Genomic DNA, 19616 nt, shown 5'->3' on the forward strand with positions numbered 1-19616 from the left:
CTTTTGCGTCTGTGACAGGCTATGACTGCAGCCACCGTTCAAAGCGCCGCTGCGCGGGGATCAGATTGTCCGCCCACCAGTCGTAGTTGATGCGATGCACGTCCTGTTCATTCTGCGGATAGGATGACAGCCGCCTTGCCAAGGCAGGGTCGATGAGGTCGTAGGCCTTGGGATTCCGTGGCGCGTAATAGAGAAGCCGCGCAAACGTCGCGAGCGTCTCAGGCCGCCCGACGAAGTCCAGAAACTTCATCGCGCCCGCCGCGTTGGGCGCACCGGTCAGCACGATCCAGCCCTGCCCGTCGCCGGTGTTGATCTGCTGATTCCACACCACCTGATAGGGCGCATTGCTCGTGGCGATCGTCTCGCTCGCCCGGCCATCCATTGCGGCCATCAGATCGATCTCCTGGCGCTCCATCAGAGCCTGGGCCTGCGAATTGTCCGCCCACCAGGTCTTGATGTGCGGCTTGATGCGATCGAGCATCTGAAACGCGTGATCAAGGTCGACAGGGTAGAAGGATTCTTCCCTGGTGCCGGCCGCCCGCATGGCGACCTCAATGCTCCATAGGGCATCGCGGCGCATTGCTCTGCGTCCTGGAAACTTCTCGACATTCCAGAAGTCCGCCCATGTGTTTGGGCGCGTCGCGCCGGGCCAACTCGCTGTGCTGTAGCAAAGCACCATAGATAGCGAATAGCCGCCAATGGCGTTCGGACGCGTCAATTGCGCGGGGGCGAGCACGGCGCGGTCGATGACGTTCCAATCGAGCGGCACAGACATGCCCAGACGCGATGCCATGATGACTTCTGTGCCCTGCACCGAAGCGCAGTCCATCTGCTGCGCCTTTGCCTCGTGCATGGCGCGCAGTTTGGCCCAGTTGTAGGGATCTTGATAACGCACCGCGATGCCGTTCTTTTTCGTGAACGGATCGCCGGCCGCTTCGATAATCGCGCGTTTCCACGCGCCGCCAAATACAAAGGCGGTGACGGGCTTCTCGTCAGCGGCGAATGATGGGGACGAAACTCCGCTGAGCGCGGCCAGCGCAAGACTTCCTGCCGAAGTCCCGCGCAGAATGCGGAGCAGGTCCCGCCGGGTTCGTGTTGCCAGCAGGGCCTGTCTCAGAGTCGCGCAGATTTCGCCGGTGTCATGTTTCATCTTGAGTGACCTGTCGTTGCCTGCAGGCGCCCCCTAGCTTGTCCGGCGTTTCGTCAGCGACTGTGTGATGGTCACGCTCGCGAACGTCAGAACGGCCACGCCGATCAGGATCGTCGATGCTGCGGCGATCGTGGGGTCGGTGTTGGCCTGGACGTCGGACCACATCTTGACCGAGACAGGCTTTCCGACGCCACCCAAGACGAACACGGCGACCAGCAGTTCGTGGGCCGAGTGGACGAAGGCGAAAATAGCGCCGATGACGATTCCCGGCATGATGATCGGAAGAGTGATGCGGACGACCGCCCAAAGCGGCGGAGCGCCGTGGATGACAGCGGCGCGCTCGAGGCTGCGGTCCGCGCTGCGAAGGCTGGCTCCGGTGTTGATGACGACGAACGGGAGTCCGCTGACGGTGTGAACGCAAGCGAGCCAGAAGACCGAATTGACCATGCCGAGCTTGACGAACAGCAGATATGTCGAAAGCGCGGTGACGATGGGCGGAGTCACGAGCGCGCACAGAATGAGCGCGCTCAGCAGCGCCTTTCCTGCGATCGCGTAGCGAACCAAAGCGAAAGCCGCGGGAACGCCGAGAAGCGTCGCGAGTGCCGCCGAGATCGATCCGACCTTGGCCGTCACCCAGAACGAACTCACCCATTCGGGATCGCGGATGATCGTTTCGTACCAGCGTGTCGAGAGGCCGGGCGGTGGGAACGATAGATAATTGCCGGCGCTCAACGAAATGGCGATCACCACGATCACCGGTATGACAAGATAAAGCAGCGTCGCTGCCACGACCGATCCCAAAACGAACCTGCCGGGCGACGAATTCATTTGTCCGACCCTCCCCACAGGCGGTCGAGACTGAAGTACCTGTTGTAGATGGCCGCGATGGCTGTCGAGATGACCAGCAGCATGGTGCCCGCGGCGCTCGCGGTCTCCCAATCGAGGGTCTGTGTTGCCTCGACCATGATGGTCTGCGCAATCATGGTTTCCTTGGGACTGCCGAGCAGGGCCGGCGTCACGTAAAAGCCGAGCCCGAGAATGAAGACCAGCAAGGCCGCACCGTAGACGCCGGGCAGACTCAAAGGGAAGAACACTGTGCGGAATGCCTGCCATTCGTTTGCGCCGTGAATCTTCGCGGCCGTGGTCAACGTGCGGTCGATCCGCAGCATGGCTCCGAAGAGCGTCACGATGGCGAACGGCAAAAGGATTTGCACCATTCCCATCAGGACGCTGTATTTCGTATAGAGAAGCTGTATCGGATGGCTGATGAGACCGAGGCCTATCAGCGCTTTGTTGATGATGCCGTTATCGCCCAGCATCACCAGCCACGAAAAGCTGCGCACGATGATGTCGACCCAGTAGGGCACCAGCACGAACAGCAGCATGAGCCCGCGCAATTTGGGCCCGCTGACGGTGAGGGCATAAGCGACAGGATAGCCCAGAAGCAGCGCCAGCAGCGTGCTGGTGCATGTCATTTGCAACGTCGTGATCAGGACCTTGTGATACAGCGGCGCGGTGATGATGTCCTGATAGATTGCGATCGATCCCGCGTCGCCTGTAGCGCTCCGCCAGATCATGAAGCTCAGAGGCAGCAGGAAAAAAAACGAGATCCAGGCGAAGCATGGCAGGAGCAGCATTGCGGCGATCGTGCCCGGCCGAGACAGAAACGGTATCGCTCGCGCATTGTCGGCGGCGAGGGCGAGATCGTTGCTGCGACCGATGGCCGTCATGTCTCGGCGCCACCCATCACGTTGTCTGCGCCGTCGATGGGTAGCAATCTTCCTACGCTTGCAGGCCAGGACAACGTGACCATCTGGCCTCGTTCCAGATGCGCGCCCTCGGTGCGTGGAACAATGGCTTGCAGGGTTCCTCCGGCCGCTGGGACACTGATGCGATAGCCGTCGCCGTGATAGCTGATGTCGCTGATGGTCCCGCTCAAAGTCTGGTGGTCGCCGGCATGACCTCGGCCCTGCGCCACAGTGATATCGGCAGGACGGATCAGCAACGCAGCCCGCTCGCCAGCCCGTGGCACACCGTCGTGTTTTCTGATCCGCAGCGTATGACCGTCCGCGGTCGCCGTGGTGATCAGATCGCTGCTCTCGTCGCGGACGCGAACCTCCAGAAGATTGGAGTCGCCAAGAAAATCGGCAACGAACGCATTTGCCGGAGCGTCATAGAGCGCGCGGGGAGTTCCGACCTGAGCGACACGACTTTGATGCATGACCACGACAAGATCTGACATCGTCAGCGCTTCCGTCTGGTCATGGGTGACATAAACGATGGTCGTGCCGACTGTGCGATGGATATGCTTGATCTCGATTTGCATCTGCTCGCGGAGCTTCTTATCGAGCGCTCCAAGCGGCTCGTCCATCAAAAGCAGGCGCGGCGAGGATACAAGCGCGCGCGCCATGGCGACCCGCTGCTGCTGCCCACCGGAGAGCTGACGTGGGTAGCGGCCTTCGAGGTGCGACAAGCGCATCAGAGACAGCATCTCAGAAATGCGATCCCTGGCATCGCCGCCACGAAGCCGCGTGCGCATCTTCAAGGGAAAGCCGACATTGTCCGCCACCGTCATGTGCGGAAAGAGCGCGTACGACTGGAACACCATCCCGATGTTGCGTCGATGCGAAGGGATGTTTGAAACCGGTTTGTCATCGAACAGAATGTCGCCTCCGTCCGGCAACAGGAACCCGGCGATCAAGTTCAGCGTGGTGGTCTTTCCGGAGCCGCTCGGACCGAGAAGGGAGACGAACGCGCCGGCCGGAATATCGAGCGAGATGTTGTCGACGGCGCGAAAGTTGCCGAAAGCTTTGATCAGGCCGCGAAGTTGGACCTGGGCGCCCGATGCTCCGGTGCCTCCGATCGCAACAGCAGGGGAGGAACCGGACATGTGCTACAATCCAGCGAGAGTGGAATCGGGCTGGGCGCCCAATCCCAGCCTTTGATGTGTTGTCCTATCGTGCCGCGGAGGCCTTGGCATCTTTGCCTCGCTTGCGTTCACGGGATTTCCGATACGCACGAGCCTTGCGATAGCTGTGCGCCAGATATTGGGCCTGCTTCTGCAGGACTTCGACTGCACCTGCAGCATCGGACACTTCAAGCGCTTCGATCAATCGCTGGTGCTGCTCGCAGATGACCTTGCGATCGCGGAACCGGAACACCACCAGGTTGGTGACCGGCTGCAACGCATCGCTGATTGCGCAAAGCATGAATTGCAGGATGGGGTTTTCCGTGGCCTCGAACAGGCCCCGGTGAAACCTCACGTCGGACGCGCAAAACTCCTCGTCGGTCAGCGTTGCATCGCGTTGAGTCTCGAGCTCGGTCCGCATCCTGGCGAGATAGTCCTTGTTGCGTCGCTTGGCCGCGAGCCTGCAGCATGTGCTTTCCAGTTCGCAGCGGGCTTCGAAAATATGTGCGTGATCAAACTCGCCGAGTCCCGCCAGCAGGCGGAGCGCATTGCTCAACGATAATGACGCCTCTTCGGGGCGCGGATGCTTGACGGTCGAGCCGCCGCGTGGCCCGCGCCGCGAATGGATGAGGTTCTCGGCAGCCAGCCGCTTCAGCGCCTCGCGGATCGTCGGCCGGGATACGCTGAACTTTCGCGCAAGCTCTTCTTCGGTCGGCAAGCGCTCGGCGACCTTGATTTTCCCGCTGAGAATCTGCTCGCGCAGGCTTTCGGCGATCTGCTTCGCCAGCCCCGCCGTTACGATGCCAGGGAATTCTTGCACGACGCGCCACCTGTTCCCGCAGGACGATCATAGGCGCAGTGGGCGGTCGCGCAAGGCTAATGTTAATTTGCTTGACAATAAGCCGCACCGTGGGGAGCTTTCGATGGTGGGTGCAATGCTTGGAGTTCGATCCGTGGCTGGTGCGTTGTCCGTTCTGCTCAATCCGAAATCGATCGCGGTGGTCGGTGCGTCTCCGAGCCGCGGCCGCGCGAGACTAGTGTTGCACAATCTTCGCAACGCCGGTTACAGCGGCGATGTCTACGCGATCAACCCGCGCTACGAGGACGTGCTCGGATACAAATGTTATCCATCGATCGCGAGCCTGCCCGGTCCGGTGGATTGCGTGGTGGCACTCGTCGGCGCGGACGCTGCATGCGATGTGCTGGAACAGGCGCATGCGCTTGGCACGCGCAGCGCGGTGGTACCGTCGGCGGGGTTCGGCGAGGGCGGGCATGGCGAAGAGCGCGGCGGCCGGCTGCGCCGACTGGCCGCCGGCGGAATGTCCATCTGCGGCCCCAACTGCTTTGGCATGATCAGCGTCAGAAGCGGGGCCGCGATGTACAGCGGGCCGATCTCGTTTCCGCTTCAGCCGGGCCCTGTCGCCATCGTGTCCCAGAGCGGCGGGCTTGGCCACAACGCGTTCTCGCCGCTCATGAACCACAGGCGGCTCGGGTTCAGCTATGTGATTTCGTGCGGCAATGCGACCGCCACGGGCGTCGAGGACTATGTCGATCACTTCGTCGACGACCCCGATGTCCAGGTGATTGCCTGCGTCATCGAGAGTCTTTCGAAACCGGAGCTTTTGTTCGAGGCGGCGCAGCGGGCAAGGCGCGCGCGAAAGTCGATTCTGTTCTACCAGCCGGGCCGCTCGGCAGCCGGCCAGGCCACGGTTCGTTCGCACACCGGCGCATTGGTCGGCAACAGCGATATCCTCGCCGCACATTTGCGCCGCTGCGGGATCGTGCAGACCGAGAGTTACGACACCTTCATCGAGACCATCGAACTGTTCGGTTTGGTGCCGCGGGACGACAAACTCGGCGGCGACGTGATTGTGGTGTCCGGCAGCGGTGGCGGCGCCGCGGTTGCAGCCGACGCTCTGGATGGCGCCGGAGTGCCGCTGGCGCAGCTTTCTGCGGAGACTGTCGAGCGGGTCGGCGCGGCGCTTCCCGAGTTTGGCAGCGTCAACAATCCGCTCGATGGCACGGGTTCGATTTACGACGACCCGAAAATGCTGCCGAAGTTGATGGACGCGATCCTGGCCAATCCGGGAAACCCGGCGATCATGTGCGCCGTCAACGCCAGCGCGCGCACCGAACAGATGCGCCTGTTTGCAGATATTTTCGCAGATGCCGCACGGACCTCGGGACGGACGGTCGTGGCCTATCAACCAAACCCGCTTGGCGGCGAGCTTGAATCCGGGATCGTCAACACGCTGGTCGAAGGCGGTGTGCCGCTGATGCTTGGCATATCGGAGGCGATGCGGGCGCTCCGCTGCCTGGTGGGCCGCCGTGAATTTTGGACGACGGACGTGCCCTTGACGCCAGCCGGCGCGCGGCGCGGCGCGGCTTCTACACTGCCTGCGGATTTCATGGATTTGAGAAAGGTTCTGTCCGCAGCCGGTGTTCCCGTTGTCGAAACTCGGTATGTAACATCCGAACGCGAGGCGATTGCGGCCGGCCGCGCCGTTGGGTTGCCTGTCGCCGTCAAGGCTGAGGCGCCCGGTTTGCTTCATAAGTCGGATATCGGCGCGGTTCGGCTTGGCTGCATGTCGGACGAAGCGGTCGCCGAGGCCTATAGGACGGTGACCGGCAACGCCGTTAAAGCGGGCTTTGCAAATCAAGGGGCGCTGATCCAGCCCATGATGTCAGGGATCGCTGAGGTTTATGCTGGCGTCATCTGCGATCCGCTATTGGGACCGGCGGTTGTTTTCGGTCTGGGCGGAATTTTCATCGAGGTACTCAAGGACACGATCACCGAACTGGCCCCGCTCAGTCACGCTGATGCGACACGGATGATCTCGTCCATCAGAGGTGCAGCACTCTTGCAGGGTTTACGGGGCCGTCCAGCTGCCGATACAGAAGCGCTTGCAAGGCTATTGGTTGGACTCGGCAAGTTCGCGGTCGAAAACACAGGGCGCTTCACCGCACTCGATCTCAATCCTATTGTAGTGAAAGCTGAAGGACAGGGCGCATTCGCTGTCGATATCGCGCTCGACGTAAAAGCGAGCTGACTGACAACGCTAGCGGGGTGGTGTCGTTCTTAACCCGAACCTCGGTGGCGACCCAAAAGTGCAGCTTGAGAAAGCCCGTTAAATTACGTGCGTCGTTCTTTGAATGTGTTTCGGTAATGATGATTTCCAACCCACAGAAACTGCCGATCCAGGGAGCGCTCCCGGTGCCCGTACGACTGGCGGACCTGCGGCAATCGATCCGTCCGAGGTGAGGCGGGATGATACTCTGATCTGGGTAGTATTCCCCGCATCAGACGTTAAGCCAACAAGTTGCGAGAATTAGAACTTCACTGGAACGCTAATCTCAGTCCGACTGTCGATGTGTGAAGTGAACCGACCGGGAGCTGTTGTGATGAGTGGTACCGAAGCGCGAAACGTCGCTCTGAAGCTCGAATCTTTCGCTATTCCGGTCGCTGACGTCGACCGTGCCAAGAAATTCTATAGCGATCTCGGGTGGCGGCTTGACGCCGACTTCCCGTTCGACAACGGCTTCCGCGTGGTCCAGTTCACTCCGCCGGGTTCGCCTTGCTCGATCCAGTTCGGCACCAAGCTCACCTCGGCCGCGCCCGGCTCAGCGCAGGGTCTCTATCTGGTCGTCTCGGATATCGAAGCGGCGCGCGCCTCGCTCGCGGCGCGTGGTGTGAAGATCAGCGAGGTGTTTCATATCCACGTCCCGGGCGCCCAGTTCCTGCCCGATGGCAGCGGCGATCGTATCGCCGGCCCTGCGAAAGGCCACGCCAGCTACAAATCCTATGCGACCTTCAGCGATCCGGACGGCAACCGCTGGCTGCTGCAAGAGGTCACGACGCGGCTTCCCGGCCGGATCGACAGCACCGAGGTGACGTTCACATCCGCGGCAGACCTCATTGGCGCACTCAAGCGCGCCGCGGCCGCATACGGTGAGCACGAAAAGCGGCCCCCTGGGCCGAACGATGATTGGCCGGAGTGGTACGCGGCTTACATCGTGGCCGAGCAGACCGGCAAGCCTTTGCCGGAATGAGTGGCATCGCGACGCGACGGAGGTCGATCGATGAAAACCAAACAGATCCTGGTGGCCGCGGTCCTCGTCATCGCGATTGGTGCGCCGTTTGCAGCCTTTTTCGGAGAAACACAGGGGGAATCCGTGTCATCTCCAGGGACGCAATTGCCATTCCTTCACGGCTACAATGCAGGGCCGAGCGGCAACACCGAGTTGGCTTCGCTCGAGCGCGCCAGCGAATGGCTGAATTCGGGGCCGCTCACTGCATCCGCATTGCGTGGCAAGGTCGTGCTGGTCGATTTCTGGACCTACACCTGCATCAACTGGCGGCGCACCGCTCCGTATGTCCGCGCCTGGGCGGAAAAATACAAAGATCAGGGACTGGTGGTGGTCGGCGTGCACTCGCCGGAGTTCGCCTTCGAGAAAAACGTCAGCAACATCCGCTGGGCCGTGAAGGATATGAAGATCGATTATCCGGTGGCGGTCGACAGCGAGCACGTCATCTGGCGCGCTTTCAGCAACCAATACTGGCCAGCGCTCTATTTCATCGATGCCAAAGGGCGTGTTCGTTATCAGTATTTCGGTGAGGGCTCCTACGCCCAGTCGGAGATGATGATCCAGGCGTTGCTGCGGGAAGCAGGGGCCAAGGACGTCGGCCGTGAGACGGTGTCGGTCGATCCAGGCGGTCTTGAAGTGGCGGCCGATTGGGGCAACCTGAGATCGCCAGAAAGCTACGTGAGGTATGACGGTATCGGCACCTTTGCGTCGCCCGGCGGCGCAGCGCTGGACCAGCCGCGCATGTACTCGCTGCCCGCTCAGCTTCGACAGAACGAGTGGGCGCTGTCCGGCGACTGGACCATCCGACAGGACGCTTCAGCCTTGAACAAGCCAGGCGGCCGAATCGCGTACCGCTTTCACGCGCGTGACCTGCACATGGTGATGGGACCGGCTTCTCCAGGAATGTCCGTTAAATTCCGCGTGCTCATCGACGGACAGCCGCCTGGCGCGGCCCATGGCACCGACGTCGACGAGCAAGGCAACGGCACTATCACCGAACAGCGGCTGTACCAGCTCATTCGCCAGCATGGCGCGGTCCAAGAGCGTGAATTCCAGATCGAGTTCTTCGCTCCGGGTGCAGAAGCTTTCGCATTCACTTTCGGCTGATTGCCGGCTAATTCGGAGCCATGCCAAGCGACTTCACCAGAGGCCGGACGGTCTCGACTTCCGCCCTGATCAACTGACGCAACTCTTCCGGCGTCGCCGTCTTGGTCAGCACGCCGCTCTCCTGCAGCCGCGCCGCGAGCTGCGGCTCGCGCGACGCCGCGATGAATTCGCTGTTCAGGCGCTCCACGATCGCCGTCGGAGTGCCGGCCGGCGCCCACACCGCAAACCAGCCGCTCGCTTTCTTCTTGAGCTGATCGCTCTCGATCATGGTCGGCGTGTCGGGCGTGCCGCTCCAGCGGGTGGCGCCATCCTGCGCGAGAATCTTGGTTTTGTGCGCTTGAATGAACGGCTGTGCCACAATGTAGGAAATCATCGCCATGTCGATCCGCGATGAAACCAGATCCGTCATCAACGGATACGAGCCGCGATATTGCACCATGGTGATCGGCAGCGCGTTGTCGAGCGACAGGATGACACTGTTGAAGTGCGCCGGCGAGCCGAACCCGGCAGAGCCGACATTGAGGCCGCTGGGCTTGCTCTTCCAGAGCTCCAGCAACTGCGGAATGGTGTTGGCGGGACTATCCGGCGGCACGGCGATGAAGTTCAACAGGTCAAACAGCGCCGCGACTGGTTGGAAGTCCTTCACCGCGTCGTAGGGAATGCGCTCCAGGAGCGGCTGCGCCGCGAGCGCCGTACCCGGATAGACCAACAGGGTGCGCCCGTCGGGGGCCGCATTCTTCACGCTCATCGCCCCGACCGCTCCTCCGCCAGCGGGACGGTTCTCGACCACCACGGTGAGCCCAAGTTTGCGGCCGAGCACCTCGGCATAAAGGCGCGATGTCACGTCGACGATGCCGCCAGCCGCGTTGCCCACGACCAGGGTGATCGTTCCGCTCGGCAGATCCTGCGCGGCCACCCGGCCCATGAGGCAAAGCATCATCGCCAGCGCAATCAGGCTGCGCCTACCGAAGAGCACAAGCATCCGATCCTCCCCGAATAACGACGCGTTCTTCTTACTGGAAAGCGAGCTCAGTTCTTTTCACGCAACCCCATCCTGGCCAGCCGCGGCAGGACCTCATCGCAGAAGTACGGTACGTCGTTGAGGTAGTTCACGAACGACACCGCGAGTCCGCGGAAGCCGGCACGGCTATGGTTGGCAAACTCGGTTGCGATTTCATCCGGCGAACCGACGAAGGGATAGCCGCCGATTCCGCTCGACGCCTGAAGCATGCGCTTGGCTCTGAACTCGTCCGGCGCCGTGTTCTGCGGCGTGATGTTCTTGAGCGCCAGCATCTTCTCGATCGCGTTCCAATCCGCGCATTCGACATTGGCATAGTGGTGATATTCCTCGGCCTCGCGCCGCGAAGGCCTACAGATCACCTGGCCCTGGGTGTAGACCTCGATCTCGCGCCCATACTTGCGGCCGTTGGCCTTGATGTCGCTGACGTATTTCACGATACGATTGAAGATCTGCTGCTCGTCCACCGCCTGCGAGGTGCCGGCGGCCGCCAGACGTGCGCCGCCGGTGGAGGTGAAAAAGGCGTCGCAGTTGCGCATCGCGAACGCCTGGCCGGCGCCCGATGAGCCGGCGTTGATGATCATCGGACGTGTTCCGCCGATCGGGCCGGGCTTTGCGCGGACGCCAGAGAGCTTGAAGTGACTGCCGTCGAAGTCGAAATCCTCGGTCGACCACGCGCGCTTGATCACGTCGAGCCATTCTTGCGCAAACTCGTAGCGGTCGTCGTGTTCGCGCTGCTGCATGCCGAACATCTGGAACTCGCCTTCGTTCCAGCCAGCCACGAGGTTAAGCCCGAAGCGGCCGTTACCGATGTGGTCGGCGGTGACCATCTCCTTGGCTGCGATCAGCGGATGGAACAGCGGGGCATGAACGGTGCCGAACACCGTGATCCGTTGCGTGGCGGCAAGCAGGCCGCAAGCCCAGGTCACGGTCTCGAGCGTGGTGCCATGAAAATCGCTGTCGCCGCCGTAGCCCTTCCATCGCCCGATGGGAAGGAGAAAATCGATGCCGCCCTCGTCGGCGATGCGCGCCATCTTGAGACAATCCGGCCATGTTGCCAGCCAGCGTTCCGGCACCAACGTGGCGGTGCGCGCCGAGGAGCAGTTCGCCCCAAACAGGCCGATTTTCAAAGCATTCTTGTTGTACATCTCGACGCGCTGGGACATCGATCCAGGCTCGGTCGGGGAGGCAATGGCGGCATCCTGCACGGCGTCAGACTCGCTGCTTTTTGTTCTGCCCGATTTTGCGCGAAGGCTCGTTCCTTGTCGATGATGCGTGGGTGATCGGCTTTCAGCGCGGCAAATAGCTCAAATCGGTGAATGTCATCGACGCCGACTCGGGTTTGATTTCGCCCAGCTCGACAAGCGTTCGCGCGGTGGTTCGGACGATCTCTGCCGGAATTGCAAGCTTGCGGCTGAAGGGCTTCAACTCGCCGACGTAGTAGTCATAAGTCTCTTTGGCGATGTCCGACGCGACGTTGGTGTTTCGCACGAGAATGGCGATCGCCTCCTCGCGATTGGCCGGCTCGTACAGCCAGTCGACCGCGTCAGACAGCGCCTTGAGATAGGCCCGCGCGGTCTCAGGGTTGTCGCGCAGCCACTGCGGCCGCGCCAGGACCGTCAGGAAGCCGTAGTCCTTGCCATAGGCGCCGAGGTCAACGAGCTTGCGGTAGCCGTCTGCGGCGGCTCGGAAGTCGAATGGCTGTGTCAGCAGCGCCGCCTGTACGCTGCCTCCTGCAAGCGCCGCAAACCGGGCGGGCGTGGCGCCAGCATAGACCTGCTCGACATCGTGCGGCTGCATTCCCTGTTCTGTCAGCCAGCGGTTCCAGACGCTGGTGAGCAAGTCCTTGGCGAACGGCAGGATGATGCGTTTGCCCTTCATGTCGGCGGCCGACGTCACGTCTTTCGATGTCATGATGGAATAGGGATACTTGGTAACGGCGCCGCCGATCAGAACGGCGTTGCCGCCGTTGGCGATCGCGCGGATCGCCGTGTCGAAGGTCGAGGACGCGACATCGAACGACCCGGCGACGAGCTGCTGCACGGTGTTGGCGACGTTGCCGACATAGATGGTCTCGGGCTCGACACCCTCGCGGCGGAAAAAACCTTTGTCGTTGGCAATGAAGTTCGCCCAGTTCGGCGCAGTCTTCGACACCTGACCGTCACTGACCTTCTTGACCGTCTGCGCTTGCAAGCTCGTGACCGGCAGGAGCGTGGCGGCGCAAATCGATAGCAGCAAAACGGGGCGTGCGAGTCCCATGGCGTCGCTCCTTCCCAAATCCGCCGTTCTTTGGCCGGCCGGACGCAGGCAATGGTAGCGCGCGACGGGGTGTGCACAAAAGGGCGCGCGGCGCGTGTCGTACGACCTACTCAAAATCGACGCCATGCGGAGGTTGCGCCCGGCGGGACGTCGGAAACGATGGTAACGATGCGCAACGGATAGATCTCCGCCCGAGCGGCGCCGCTCTAGCTTGCAGCGGAGGTCGAGGCGAGGGCTCTGCGGAATTCCGCCAGGACGGCACTGACACCCGGTAGCATGGCCGTGTTGACCCGACGCAGCACCGCGAGTTCTCGACGCCATCGGGCGCCGCGCAGCGGTACTGCGCGAAGGGCCCCGTGCTTTCCTTCGTCGTGTATGGCCACCTGTGGAAGCAGGCTCACAAGGTTGCTGGAAGCGAGCACCGTCGTCAGCGTTTCGATCGAATTGGCGGTGAACGCCACCGTTGGCAATTCGAGGTTGGCGGCAGCAAACAGCGCTTGAAAGTGCCGCCAGATCGTGCCGCCGCGTTCCTGCAAGGCCCAATCGTAGTCACGCAGACTTTGCAAGGTCGGCGTTTTCATTTTCAGAACCGGGTGCGCGGCGCGAACGACGATGCGAATCTCGTCGGTCGCCAGTGGCGTTGCGCGTATATTCTCGTCGAGAAGGTTGGGGGTTACGGCGGCGATCGCGAAATCAATCTCACCGCGCACCAAGGCGCGTGTGAGCTGATGATTGGGGCCCTCGACCACATGCAGTTGAAGTCCGGGCGTCGTCTCGCGCACTCTTTTGATGACCATCGGCAACACCCCCGGGACGAGGCTTGGCAGAATCCCGACTCGCGCAAGGCCCTTCGATACGCCCCGCAATAAATCGATCTCTTCCAATGCGCGATGATATCCCGACTCCAATGCGGCGGCATGAGGCAGCAGCGAGCGTCCGAATGCCGTGAGCTCCATCCCGGTCGAATGCCGGACAAAGAGCTGGACCCCGAGCTGCTGCTCGAGTTTTCGCAGCGTCCGGCTCACGGCCGGCTGGGTGAGCGACAGCGTCGAGGCCGCGGCTCCCACGCTGCCGAGGCGTGCGACATTCAGAAACGCATTGAGCCCGCGATAATCGATGGTCATGCATAATTGTTATGGCTTTGGAACCAAAAAGCAATGGCGGAAACTCTGCGGCCGGCGGAAGCTGTCCGGGAGTTGAGGGATGTCCGATGCCAACTGCTTACATCAACGGCCAAGTCATCGATGGGCGCGGCAAGGCCTATCAGGGTTACGTCATCGTTGATGGCGACAAGATTGCGGAGGTCGGGGCGGGGCATCCAGCGACGTTGAGCGCCAACGTGGAGCGGAAGGACCTGACCGGACGTTCCATCCTTCCCGGCTTGATCGACTGTCACGTTCACTTGCGAAGCGATGGGCCTGCCGATCCTCGCGCTCAACAGGCCGGTGATACCGATGCGATCGCGCTGTTGCGCTCGGCCCGCAACGCGCGCCGGACGCTCGAGTGCGGCGTGACCACGATCCGCGACTGCGGTTCACGCGGCGGCATCGACTTTGCGCTGCGCGCTGCCGCCCAGCAGGGTCTCTGTCAAACGCCGCGTTTGGTGCTCAGCGGCCTGATCATCTGCATGACCGGCGGGCACGGCTGGCAGCTCAGTATCGAGGCCGACGGTCCCGACGCAGTGCGGCGCGCGGCACGCAGCCAGATCAAGGCCGGCGCCGACAACGTGAAGCTCATCGCCAGCGGCGGAATTCTGAGCCCCGGCAGCGAAATCGGCGCGCCGCAGCTGACCGTCGAGGAGATGCGGGCCGCGGCCGAGGAGGCCCACGCGGCGGGCAAGATCTGCTGCGCTCATGCGCACGGTTCGACCGCCATCAAAAACGCGGTCAAGGCCGGTGTCGACTCGGTCGAGCACGGCTATCTGCTCGACGACGAGGGCATCGAGCTGATGCTTGAGCGCGGGACTTATCTCGTCGCGACGTCTGCGGCGGTCCGCAACGTGGTCAAGCATGGCACCGGAGCGGGCGTTCGGCCGGATGTGGTCCGCAAGGCGCAATCCGCCATCGATCAGCACATCGCGAGCTTCAAACGCGCTCACCAGGCCGGCGTCAAACTTGCCATGGGCACCGACACCGGCGTGCCATACACTCAGCACGGCAACAACCTCGACGAGGTGGTCTATCTCGTGGAGATGGGGCTGTCGCCCATACAGGCGCTAACGGCTGCAACCTTCGATGCAGCCAAGCTCCTGAAGATGGACGGCCAGATCGGCAGCCTCGAGGCCGGAAAGCTAGCCGACTTTGTGGTCGTCGATGGCGATCCACTCGCGGATATTGCCATGCTGCAGGACAAGAGCCGTATTCTGACCGTCGCCGTCGGCGGCCAGATCATGGTCGAACGGCAAGCGGTCAAAAGGTAAGCGCGCAGATATGGAACAGGCCGACAAGATCTGGATGGATGGCAAGATCGTCGCATGGAACGACGCCCACGTTCATCTCATCAGCAACACGCTGCAATACGGCTTCGGGGTGTTCGAGGGCATCCGCTGCTACAAGACCGACGCCGGCCCCGCCGTGTTCCGGCTCAAGGAGCATCTCGTCCGGCTGCACAACTCGGCGAAAATCCTTGGATTTGAGGTTCCCTACAGCATCGAGCAGTTGACCGACGCGACGCGGCAGATCATTCGCGAAAATCGCTTCGAGCAGTGCTACATCCGACCGATCGCCTACATCGGCTACGGCGGCATGGGCCTTGCTTACAGCGATTGTACGATCAATGTCTCGATCGCGGTGTGGCACTGGGGCGAATATGTCGGCCACGGCACGCTGGAGAATGGCAGCAGGGTCAGGGTTTCGAGCTACGTGCGCCAGCATATCAATACCAACATGTCCAAGGCCAAAGCGTGCGGCAATTACATGCTGTTCCAGATGGCGCGCACCGAAGCCAAGCGTGACGGCTACGATGAGGCGATCCTGCTCGACGCCAACGGGCATGTCGCGGAAGGCTCGGTCGAGCACATTTTCCTGGTGCGTGACGGCGCCTTGGTCACGCCGCCGTTGACCCATCTGCTCGACGGCATCACCCGCGATGCCGTCATTCGCCTGGCGCGGGCGCGCGACATCGAAGTGCGCGAGGAGCTGTTTTCCCGCGACTACATGCTGACATCTGACGAGGTGTTCTTCGCCGGCACCGGCGCCGAGGTGACGCCAGTCGTCGAGATCGACAACCGCAAAATCGGCGATGGCCGTCGCGGTCCGCTCACGACCGCAGTCCAGAAGGATTTCTTCGATGCGGTCTATGGCCGCACCAACCGCTGGGCCGAGTGGCGGACCGCGGTATGAGGCACTGACCGGGAACAAGCCATGGCACCCATGCCGCCTGACGAATATGCCAACAGGATCAAGCGCGCCCGCGATCTGATGCGCGAGCGTGGCATGGACGGTCTGATCGTCACGGACCCCACCCACTACTCCTATTACACGGGGCACAAGGTGGCGTCGTGGATGCGGTCGCGCCCGTCGATCCTCGTTCTGCCGTTGGAGGGAGCGCCGGCGCTCATCACCTGGTCGGGACCGGAGATGTTCTCGCGGCTGTACCGTCAGCCGTTCCCCTCCTGGGTCGAGGATCGTCTGATCTATCCGGAGGTGCCGTTCACGCCGGAGCCTCGTGTCGATTGGGGCATCGCTGATCTTGTGAAGTCGCGCGGTCTTGCCGCGGGCCGTCTCGGGATCGAGCTCGGACGTGAAACCTGGCTCGGCATCGCGGTTGTTGATTTCGAATTGCTCAAAGAGCAATTGCCGCAGGCGCGGTTTGTAGACTCGGGTCCCGTGATCTGGGGATGCCGGCTGATCAAATCCGAATGGGAAATCGACTGCATGCGCCAGGCCTGTGAGATTGGCGGAGCCGCATGGCGTCGGGCGTTCGAGGATCTGAAGCCCGGCATCTCCGCCCTGAGCGTGCAGAAGAATGTGCTGCGCTACTACATTGAAGGCGGCGCCGATCTGACCTCGGAGCCGCCGCTCGTGCTGGGCGCGACCGGGCCGAACCGCACGTTCCAAAATGGCGACGTGATGTACATCGACGGCGGCTGCAATGTCTCGGGCTACAAGATGGATTTCGCCCGCCGGGCGGTGTTCGGCCAGCCGTCAGCCCGTCAGCGGTCCGAGCACGACGGGATGTGGGGTATTCTCAACGAGATCATCGAACGCATGAAGCCGGGTGTCGCGGTGCGCGAACTGTTCGAGTATTCGCAGCGTCGCCTTGCCGAGCACCCCGAATGGCGAAATTACTCGGACCACCCGTCCAAGCGCATCGGTCACGGCATCGGCCTGGAAAACGAGCCGCCATCGATCTCAGGAACCGACGACACTGTGCTTCAAGTGCGGATGGCGCTGACGCCGGAGCCGAAAATCGAAAGCGTCGATGGTCTGCTCAATCCCGAAGAGCATGTCGTGATCCGAGATTCGGGCTGCGAAATCCTGTCCGCCAAATCGGATTGGAAGCTCCATGTCGTTGCTTGATCAGGTTTTCGCCCCATGAAGATCAGGTTGCTCAGCGAGAAGGACGTCCGGTCGGTCTCGCCGGCGTTGCCGGAAATTGTGGCGCTGGTTGAGCAGGCCTACAGGCTCGACGGCGAAGGCCGGGCGGAGGTGCCGACCAAGATTGGCGTCCATCCCGAGCGCGCCAATACGTTTCTTCATGCCATGCCGGCCTGGGTGGGAGGCGCGCGGGCGCTGGGCATGAAATGGGTGTCTTATTTCCCGGGGAATCTGGCCCATGGTCAGCCGGATTCGACGGGCATCATCATCCTGAATGATCCCGACATCGGACTGCCCTGCTGCATTATGGAGGGCATGTACGTGACGTTTATCCGAACCGCGGCCTGTGGGGCGGTTGCGGCCAAGCACGTCCTGCAGCGGCCGCCACGCAGCCTGGGTCTGATCGGCTGCGGCGGGCTCGGGCTGTGGTCGCTGCGCGTCATGGCCGCGGTGTTTCCGACCATCGAGCAGGTGTTGGTGTCATCGCGCACCGCGGGGTCGCGCGAACGCTTCTGCGCCGACATGTCGAAGGAAGGCAGATGGCGCATGACGCCGGTTGACGATCCGGTCGAGGCCCTTCGCAATGTCGATATCGTGGTGAGCTCGGTGCCTCCCGGGGACGTGAGGCCGGTCGATGGCCGCGCGCTTGCGCCCGGATCGGTGTTCATTCCGCTTGATCTCGTGAATTCGTGGCAGGACAACGTGCTGACCGAAGTCGATCAGGTGGCGGCCGACAATCCGGCGCATTTTGTCGCGCAGGTTAAGGGCCGTCGCGCGGCGGCGGCGGCTGGGCTCAAACCACCCATGAGCATTCAGGACGCGGTCGCCGGCAAGACAAACCTCGCTTCATCTGGCGCGCGGACCATGATTGCGGTTTGCGGCATTGCCAGCACTGATGTGGTGGTCGGCTGGGAAATCTACCGTCGAGCTTGTTCCGCCCATGTGGGGCTGGAATTCGACATGCAGGGGTAAGGTCATGAACCGGGATGCGATCATGCGTACGCGAAAGATCATCGTCGCCACGGCTTTGGTGCTGGCCGGTTTGGCCCTGTCCTTGCCCCTATCCTGGCCCGCCAGGGCCGAGACGGTTCTCAAAGCCATCACCTACGCCCCACCTTCGAAATTCGAAGACAGCATGGTGATCTTTCGGAAATGGGTCGACAAGGTGAATGCCGCCGGCAAAGGCGAGCTTCGCATCGAGCTGCTCGGTGGTCCCGAGGTCTTCGCGGTGAGCGATCAGATCAATGCGCTCAGCAAGGGACTGGTCGACGTGGTGATGACCTTCTCGGTGCACACCCCGATCGTGCCCGAGATCGACACGTCGGGCCTTTCCGACATCACGCCGACGGAAGAGCGCAACAACGGCTATCTGGCCCTGCTCGACAAGGCGCACGAGAAGATCAATGTCAAAGTGATCGGCCGCACCGCGACCAATTCTGGCTTCTATATTTTCTCCAAGCAGCCGATCAACAAGCTGGCTGATTTCAATGGGGTGAAAATCCGCTCGCACTCCGGTTACGACCCGCTGTTCAAGAAGGTCGGGGCCATTCCGATCGGGATGAATATCTCGGAAATCTACGGCGCACTGGAGCGTGGCGTGGTGCAGGCCGCGCCGTATCCCATTTTCGTCTATGACATGGGGCTGGCGGAGGTCGCGAAATACGCGCTGGCGGATGCGTTCTGGCGGTCGCACACCACGTTCACCTACGTCAACCTCCGCAAGTTCAACTCTCTCTCTCCGAAACTGCAGAAGATCCTGGTCGACGCGCAGATCGACAACGAAAAGGATCTGGCGGCGGTCAATGCCGATCTCATCGCCACGGAGCGCGCCAAGCTCGAGAAAGCGGGGATGACGTTCACCCATCTTTCGCCGGACGAGGCGAAGAAGTGGCACGACATGGCCAATGAATCCCGTTTCGACGCCCTGGCCAGCAAGATCGGCCAGGAGCAGATGGCCAAGATCAAGTCGCTGATCGCTCGCTAGATGACGCCCGCGCCGATATCGCTGAAAGGGACGGATACATGAGGCTTGCGGAAACGGCAGGCCGCGTCTTCGACCGGGTTCTGGACGTCTGCGCCTGGATCGGCTGCGGCATGCTGGCGTTTCAGGTCGTCAGCGTGTCGTTCGAGATCGTCTGCCGTTACTTCTTCAACACGTCATTCAGCGTCATCACGCCACTCAACGAGTGGAGTCTCGTTTATCTCACGATGCTCGGTGCCGCGTGGCTGCAGCGCGAGGGCGGGCATACCAGCGACGACTCGATCGTGACCCTGCTGCCGCCGTGGGTCCACCGGCTGACGCGCTGGGTCGGGTGGGTGCTGGCCATCGTGACCTGCGTTTTGCTGGCCTGGTACGGCGCGCTCGCGACCTGGGACAATTATTCGAAGCAGGCCTACGACTTTTTCAAGCTGCCCAATTTCCCGATTTATCTCGTCTACATCGTCATTCCGATCGGCAGTCTGCTCTGGCTCATTCAATTGCTGCGCAAACAGAGCCGTCCGTCATCGGCGGATGAGGGTGAAGACACGGGCGGGGACATCTGAGAGCCG

The 19616-nt window shown here is 62.0% G+C and carries 18 protein-coding genes; 9 read left to right on the forward strand and 9 right to left on the reverse strand.

Annotation, left to right across the window (positions count from 1 at the left end; all coding sequences use genetic code 11):
• Positions 1–19 precede the first annotated feature (19 nt).
• The 5 genes from RHPLAN_RS11085 to RHPLAN_RS11105 form a co-directional block, all read right to left on the reverse strand.
• Positions 20–1150 (reverse strand): extracellular solute-binding protein, encoded by a 1131-nt coding sequence (locus RHPLAN_RS11085; protein WP_068017305.1) that lies wholly within the window; start codon positions 1148–1150, stop codon positions 20–22.
• Positions 1151–1183: 33 nt separating this feature from the next.
• Entirely contained in the window at positions 1184–1978 is a 795-nt protein-coding gene (locus tag RHPLAN_RS11090) for an ABC transporter permease (protein ID WP_068017308.1), read from the reverse strand.
• Positions 1975–2880 (reverse strand): ABC transporter permease, encoded by a 906-nt coding sequence (locus RHPLAN_RS11095; protein WP_068017311.1) that lies wholly within the window; start codon positions 2878–2880, stop codon positions 1975–1977. Before RHPLAN_RS11095 ends, RHPLAN_RS11090 begins: the two co-directional genes overlap by 4 nt.
• Positions 2877–4040, reverse strand: a complete 1164-nt coding sequence (locus RHPLAN_RS11100; RefSeq protein WP_068017314.1) for an ABC transporter ATP-binding protein — start codon at positions 4038–4040, stop codon at positions 2877–2879. The genes RHPLAN_RS11095 and RHPLAN_RS11100 overlap by 4 nt, the downstream gene beginning before the upstream one ends.
• A 64-nt stretch (positions 4041–4104) precedes the next feature.
• A complete protein-coding gene (locus tag RHPLAN_RS11105; RefSeq protein WP_068017316.1) occupies positions 4105–4878 on the reverse strand; it encodes a FadR/GntR family transcriptional regulator in 774 nt (257 codons plus the stop codon).
• 133 nt (positions 4879–5011) lie between these two features.
• Between RHPLAN_RS11105 and RHPLAN_RS11110 the strand changes: the two genes are divergently transcribed.
• The 3 genes from RHPLAN_RS11110 to RHPLAN_RS11120 all read left to right on the forward strand — a co-directional run bounded on the left by RHPLAN_RS11110 (position 5012) and on the right by RHPLAN_RS11120 (position 9251).
• Positions 5012–7108 (forward strand): acetate--CoA ligase family protein, encoded by a 2097-nt coding sequence (locus tag RHPLAN_RS11110; RefSeq protein ID WP_198164838.1) that lies wholly within the window; start codon positions 5012–5014, stop codon positions 7106–7108.
• A 352-nt stretch (positions 7109–7460) separates the two neighbouring features.
• Positions 7461–8108, forward strand: a complete 648-nt coding sequence (locus RHPLAN_RS11115) for a VOC family protein (protein ID WP_068017323.1) — start codon at positions 7461–7463, stop codon at positions 8106–8108.
• 51 nt (positions 8109–8159) lie between these two features.
• The gene (locus RHPLAN_RS11120) at positions 8160–9251 is read left to right on the forward strand and encodes a thioredoxin family protein (RefSeq protein WP_237180110.1); all 1092 of its coding nucleotides are present in this window, start codon (positions 8160–8162) and stop codon (positions 9249–9251) included.
• 7 nt (positions 9252–9258) lie between these two features.
• Here the strand turns inward: RHPLAN_RS11120 and RHPLAN_RS11125 are convergent, their stop codons facing one another.
• From RHPLAN_RS11125 to RHPLAN_RS11140, 4 genes are all read right to left on the reverse strand, one after another.
• Positions 9259–10233: a Bug family tripartite tricarboxylate transporter substrate binding protein gene (locus tag RHPLAN_RS11125; protein WP_068017330.1), complete on the reverse strand. Its 975-nt coding sequence runs from the start codon at positions 10231–10233 to the stop codon at positions 9259–9261.
• A gap of 47 nt (positions 10234–10280) precedes the next feature.
• Positions 10281–11435 carry an LLM class flavin-dependent oxidoreductase gene (locus RHPLAN_RS11130; RefSeq protein WP_068017332.1) on the reverse strand — a complete coding sequence of 385 codons (1155 nt, stop codon included), beginning with the start codon at positions 11433–11435 and terminating at the stop codon, positions 10281–10283.
• Between the two features lie 124 nt (positions 11436–11559).
• Positions 11560–12654 (reverse strand): ABC transporter substrate-binding protein, encoded by a 1095-nt coding sequence (locus RHPLAN_RS11135; protein ID WP_198164839.1) that lies wholly within the window; start codon positions 12652–12654, stop codon positions 11560–11562.
• 80 nt (positions 12655–12734) lie between these two features.
• Positions 12735–13652: a LysR family transcriptional regulator gene (locus RHPLAN_RS11140; RefSeq protein ID WP_068017337.1), complete on the reverse strand. Its 918-nt coding sequence runs from the start codon at positions 13650–13652 to the stop codon at positions 12735–12737.
• Between the two features lie 86 nt (positions 13653–13738).
• Between RHPLAN_RS11140 and RHPLAN_RS11145 the strand changes: the two genes are divergently transcribed.
• From RHPLAN_RS11145 to RHPLAN_RS11170, 6 genes are read left to right on the forward strand one after another with little or no spacing between them, the layout of a single operon-like run.
• Positions 13739–14947, forward strand: coding sequence for a metal-dependent hydrolase family protein (locus RHPLAN_RS11145; protein WP_068017341.1), 1209 nt, complete (start codon positions 13739–13741; stop codon positions 14945–14947).
• Positions 14948–14957: 10 nt separating this feature from the next.
• Complete coding sequence (locus RHPLAN_RS11150; protein WP_068017344.1) at positions 14958–15869, forward strand: branched-chain amino acid transaminase; 912 nt, start codon at positions 14958–14960, stop codon at positions 15867–15869.
• 21 nt (positions 15870–15890) lie between these two features.
• On the forward strand, positions 15891–17048 hold the full coding sequence (locus tag RHPLAN_RS11155) for a M24 family metallopeptidase (protein ID WP_084244691.1): 1158 nt from the start codon (positions 15891–15893) through the stop codon (positions 17046–17048).
• Positions 17049–17063: 15 nt separating this feature from the next.
• The gene (locus RHPLAN_RS11160; protein ID WP_068017351.1) at positions 17064–18038 is read left to right on the forward strand and encodes an ornithine cyclodeaminase family protein; all 975 of its coding nucleotides are present in this window, start codon (positions 17064–17066) and stop codon (positions 18036–18038) included.
• A gap of 22 nt (positions 18039–18060) precedes the next feature.
• On the forward strand, positions 18061–19050 hold the full coding sequence (gene dctP / locus RHPLAN_RS11165; protein WP_198164840.1) for a TRAP transporter substrate-binding protein DctP: 990 nt from the start codon (positions 18061–18063) through the stop codon (positions 19048–19050).
• Between the two features lie 38 nt (positions 19051–19088).
• On the forward strand, positions 19089–19610 hold the full coding sequence (locus tag RHPLAN_RS11170) for a TRAP transporter small permease (RefSeq protein WP_068017358.1): 522 nt from the start codon (positions 19089–19091) through the stop codon (positions 19608–19610).
• Positions 19611–19616 lie beyond the last annotated feature (6 nt).

The sequence above is a fragment of the Rhodoplanes sp. Z2-YC6860 genome (genome assembly GCF_001579845.1).
In the GTDB taxonomy this organism is placed as follows: Bacteria; Pseudomonadota; Alphaproteobacteria; order Rhizobiales; family Xanthobacteraceae; genus Z2-YC6860.

Coding starts and splice junctions, on each gene's coding strand:
- RHPLAN_RS11160 (WP_068017351.1), top strand. CDS start 17,064: ATGAAGATCAGGTTGCTCAGCGAGAAGGACGTCCGGTCGGTCTCGCCG.
- RHPLAN_RS11155 (WP_084244691.1), top strand. CDS start 15,891: ATGGCACCCATGCCGCCTGACGAATATGCCAACAGGATCAAGCGCGCC.
- RHPLAN_RS11140 (WP_068017337.1), bottom strand. CDS start 13,652: ATGACCATCGATTATCGCGGGCTCAATGCGTTTCTGAATGTCGCACGC.
- RHPLAN_RS11135 (WP_198164839.1), bottom strand. CDS start 12,654: ATGGCGTCGATTTTGAGTAGGTCGTACGACACGCGCCGCGCGCCCTTT.
- RHPLAN_RS11095 (WP_068017311.1), bottom strand. CDS start 2,880: ATGACGGCCATCGGTCGCAGCAACGATCTCGCCCTCGCCGCCGACAAT.
- RHPLAN_RS11150 (WP_068017344.1), top strand. CDS start 14,958: ATGGAACAGGCCGACAAGATCTGGATGGATGGCAAGATCGTCGCATGG.
- RHPLAN_RS11090 (WP_068017308.1), bottom strand. CDS start 1,978: ATGAATTCGTCGCCCGGCAGGTTCGTTTTGGGATCGGTCGTGGCAGCG.
- RHPLAN_RS11115 (WP_068017323.1), top strand. CDS start 7,461: ATGAGTGGTACCGAAGCGCGAAACGTCGCTCTGAAGCTCGAATCTTTC.
- RHPLAN_RS11170 (WP_068017358.1), top strand. CDS start 19,089: ATGAGGCTTGCGGAAACGGCAGGCCGCGTCTTCGACCGGGTTCTGGAC.
- RHPLAN_RS11125 (WP_068017330.1), bottom strand. CDS start 10,233: ATGCTTGTGCTCTTCGGTAGGCGCAGCCTGATTGCGCTGGCGATGATG.
- RHPLAN_RS11145 (WP_068017341.1), top strand. CDS start 13,739: ATGCCAACTGCTTACATCAACGGCCAAGTCATCGATGGGCGCGGCAAG.
- dctP (WP_198164840.1), top strand. CDS start 18,061: ATGCGTACGCGAAAGATCATCGTCGCCACGGCTTTGGTGCTGGCCGGT.
- RHPLAN_RS11100 (WP_068017314.1), bottom strand. CDS start 4,040: ATGTCCGGTTCCTCCCCTGCTGTTGCGATCGGAGGCACCGGAGCATCG.
- RHPLAN_RS11085 (WP_068017305.1), bottom strand. CDS start 1,150: ATGAAACATGACACCGGCGAAATCTGCGCGACTCTGAGACAGGCCCTG.
- RHPLAN_RS11130 (WP_068017332.1), bottom strand. CDS start 11,435: ATGTCCCAGCGCGTCGAGATGTACAACAAGAATGCTTTGAAAATCGGC.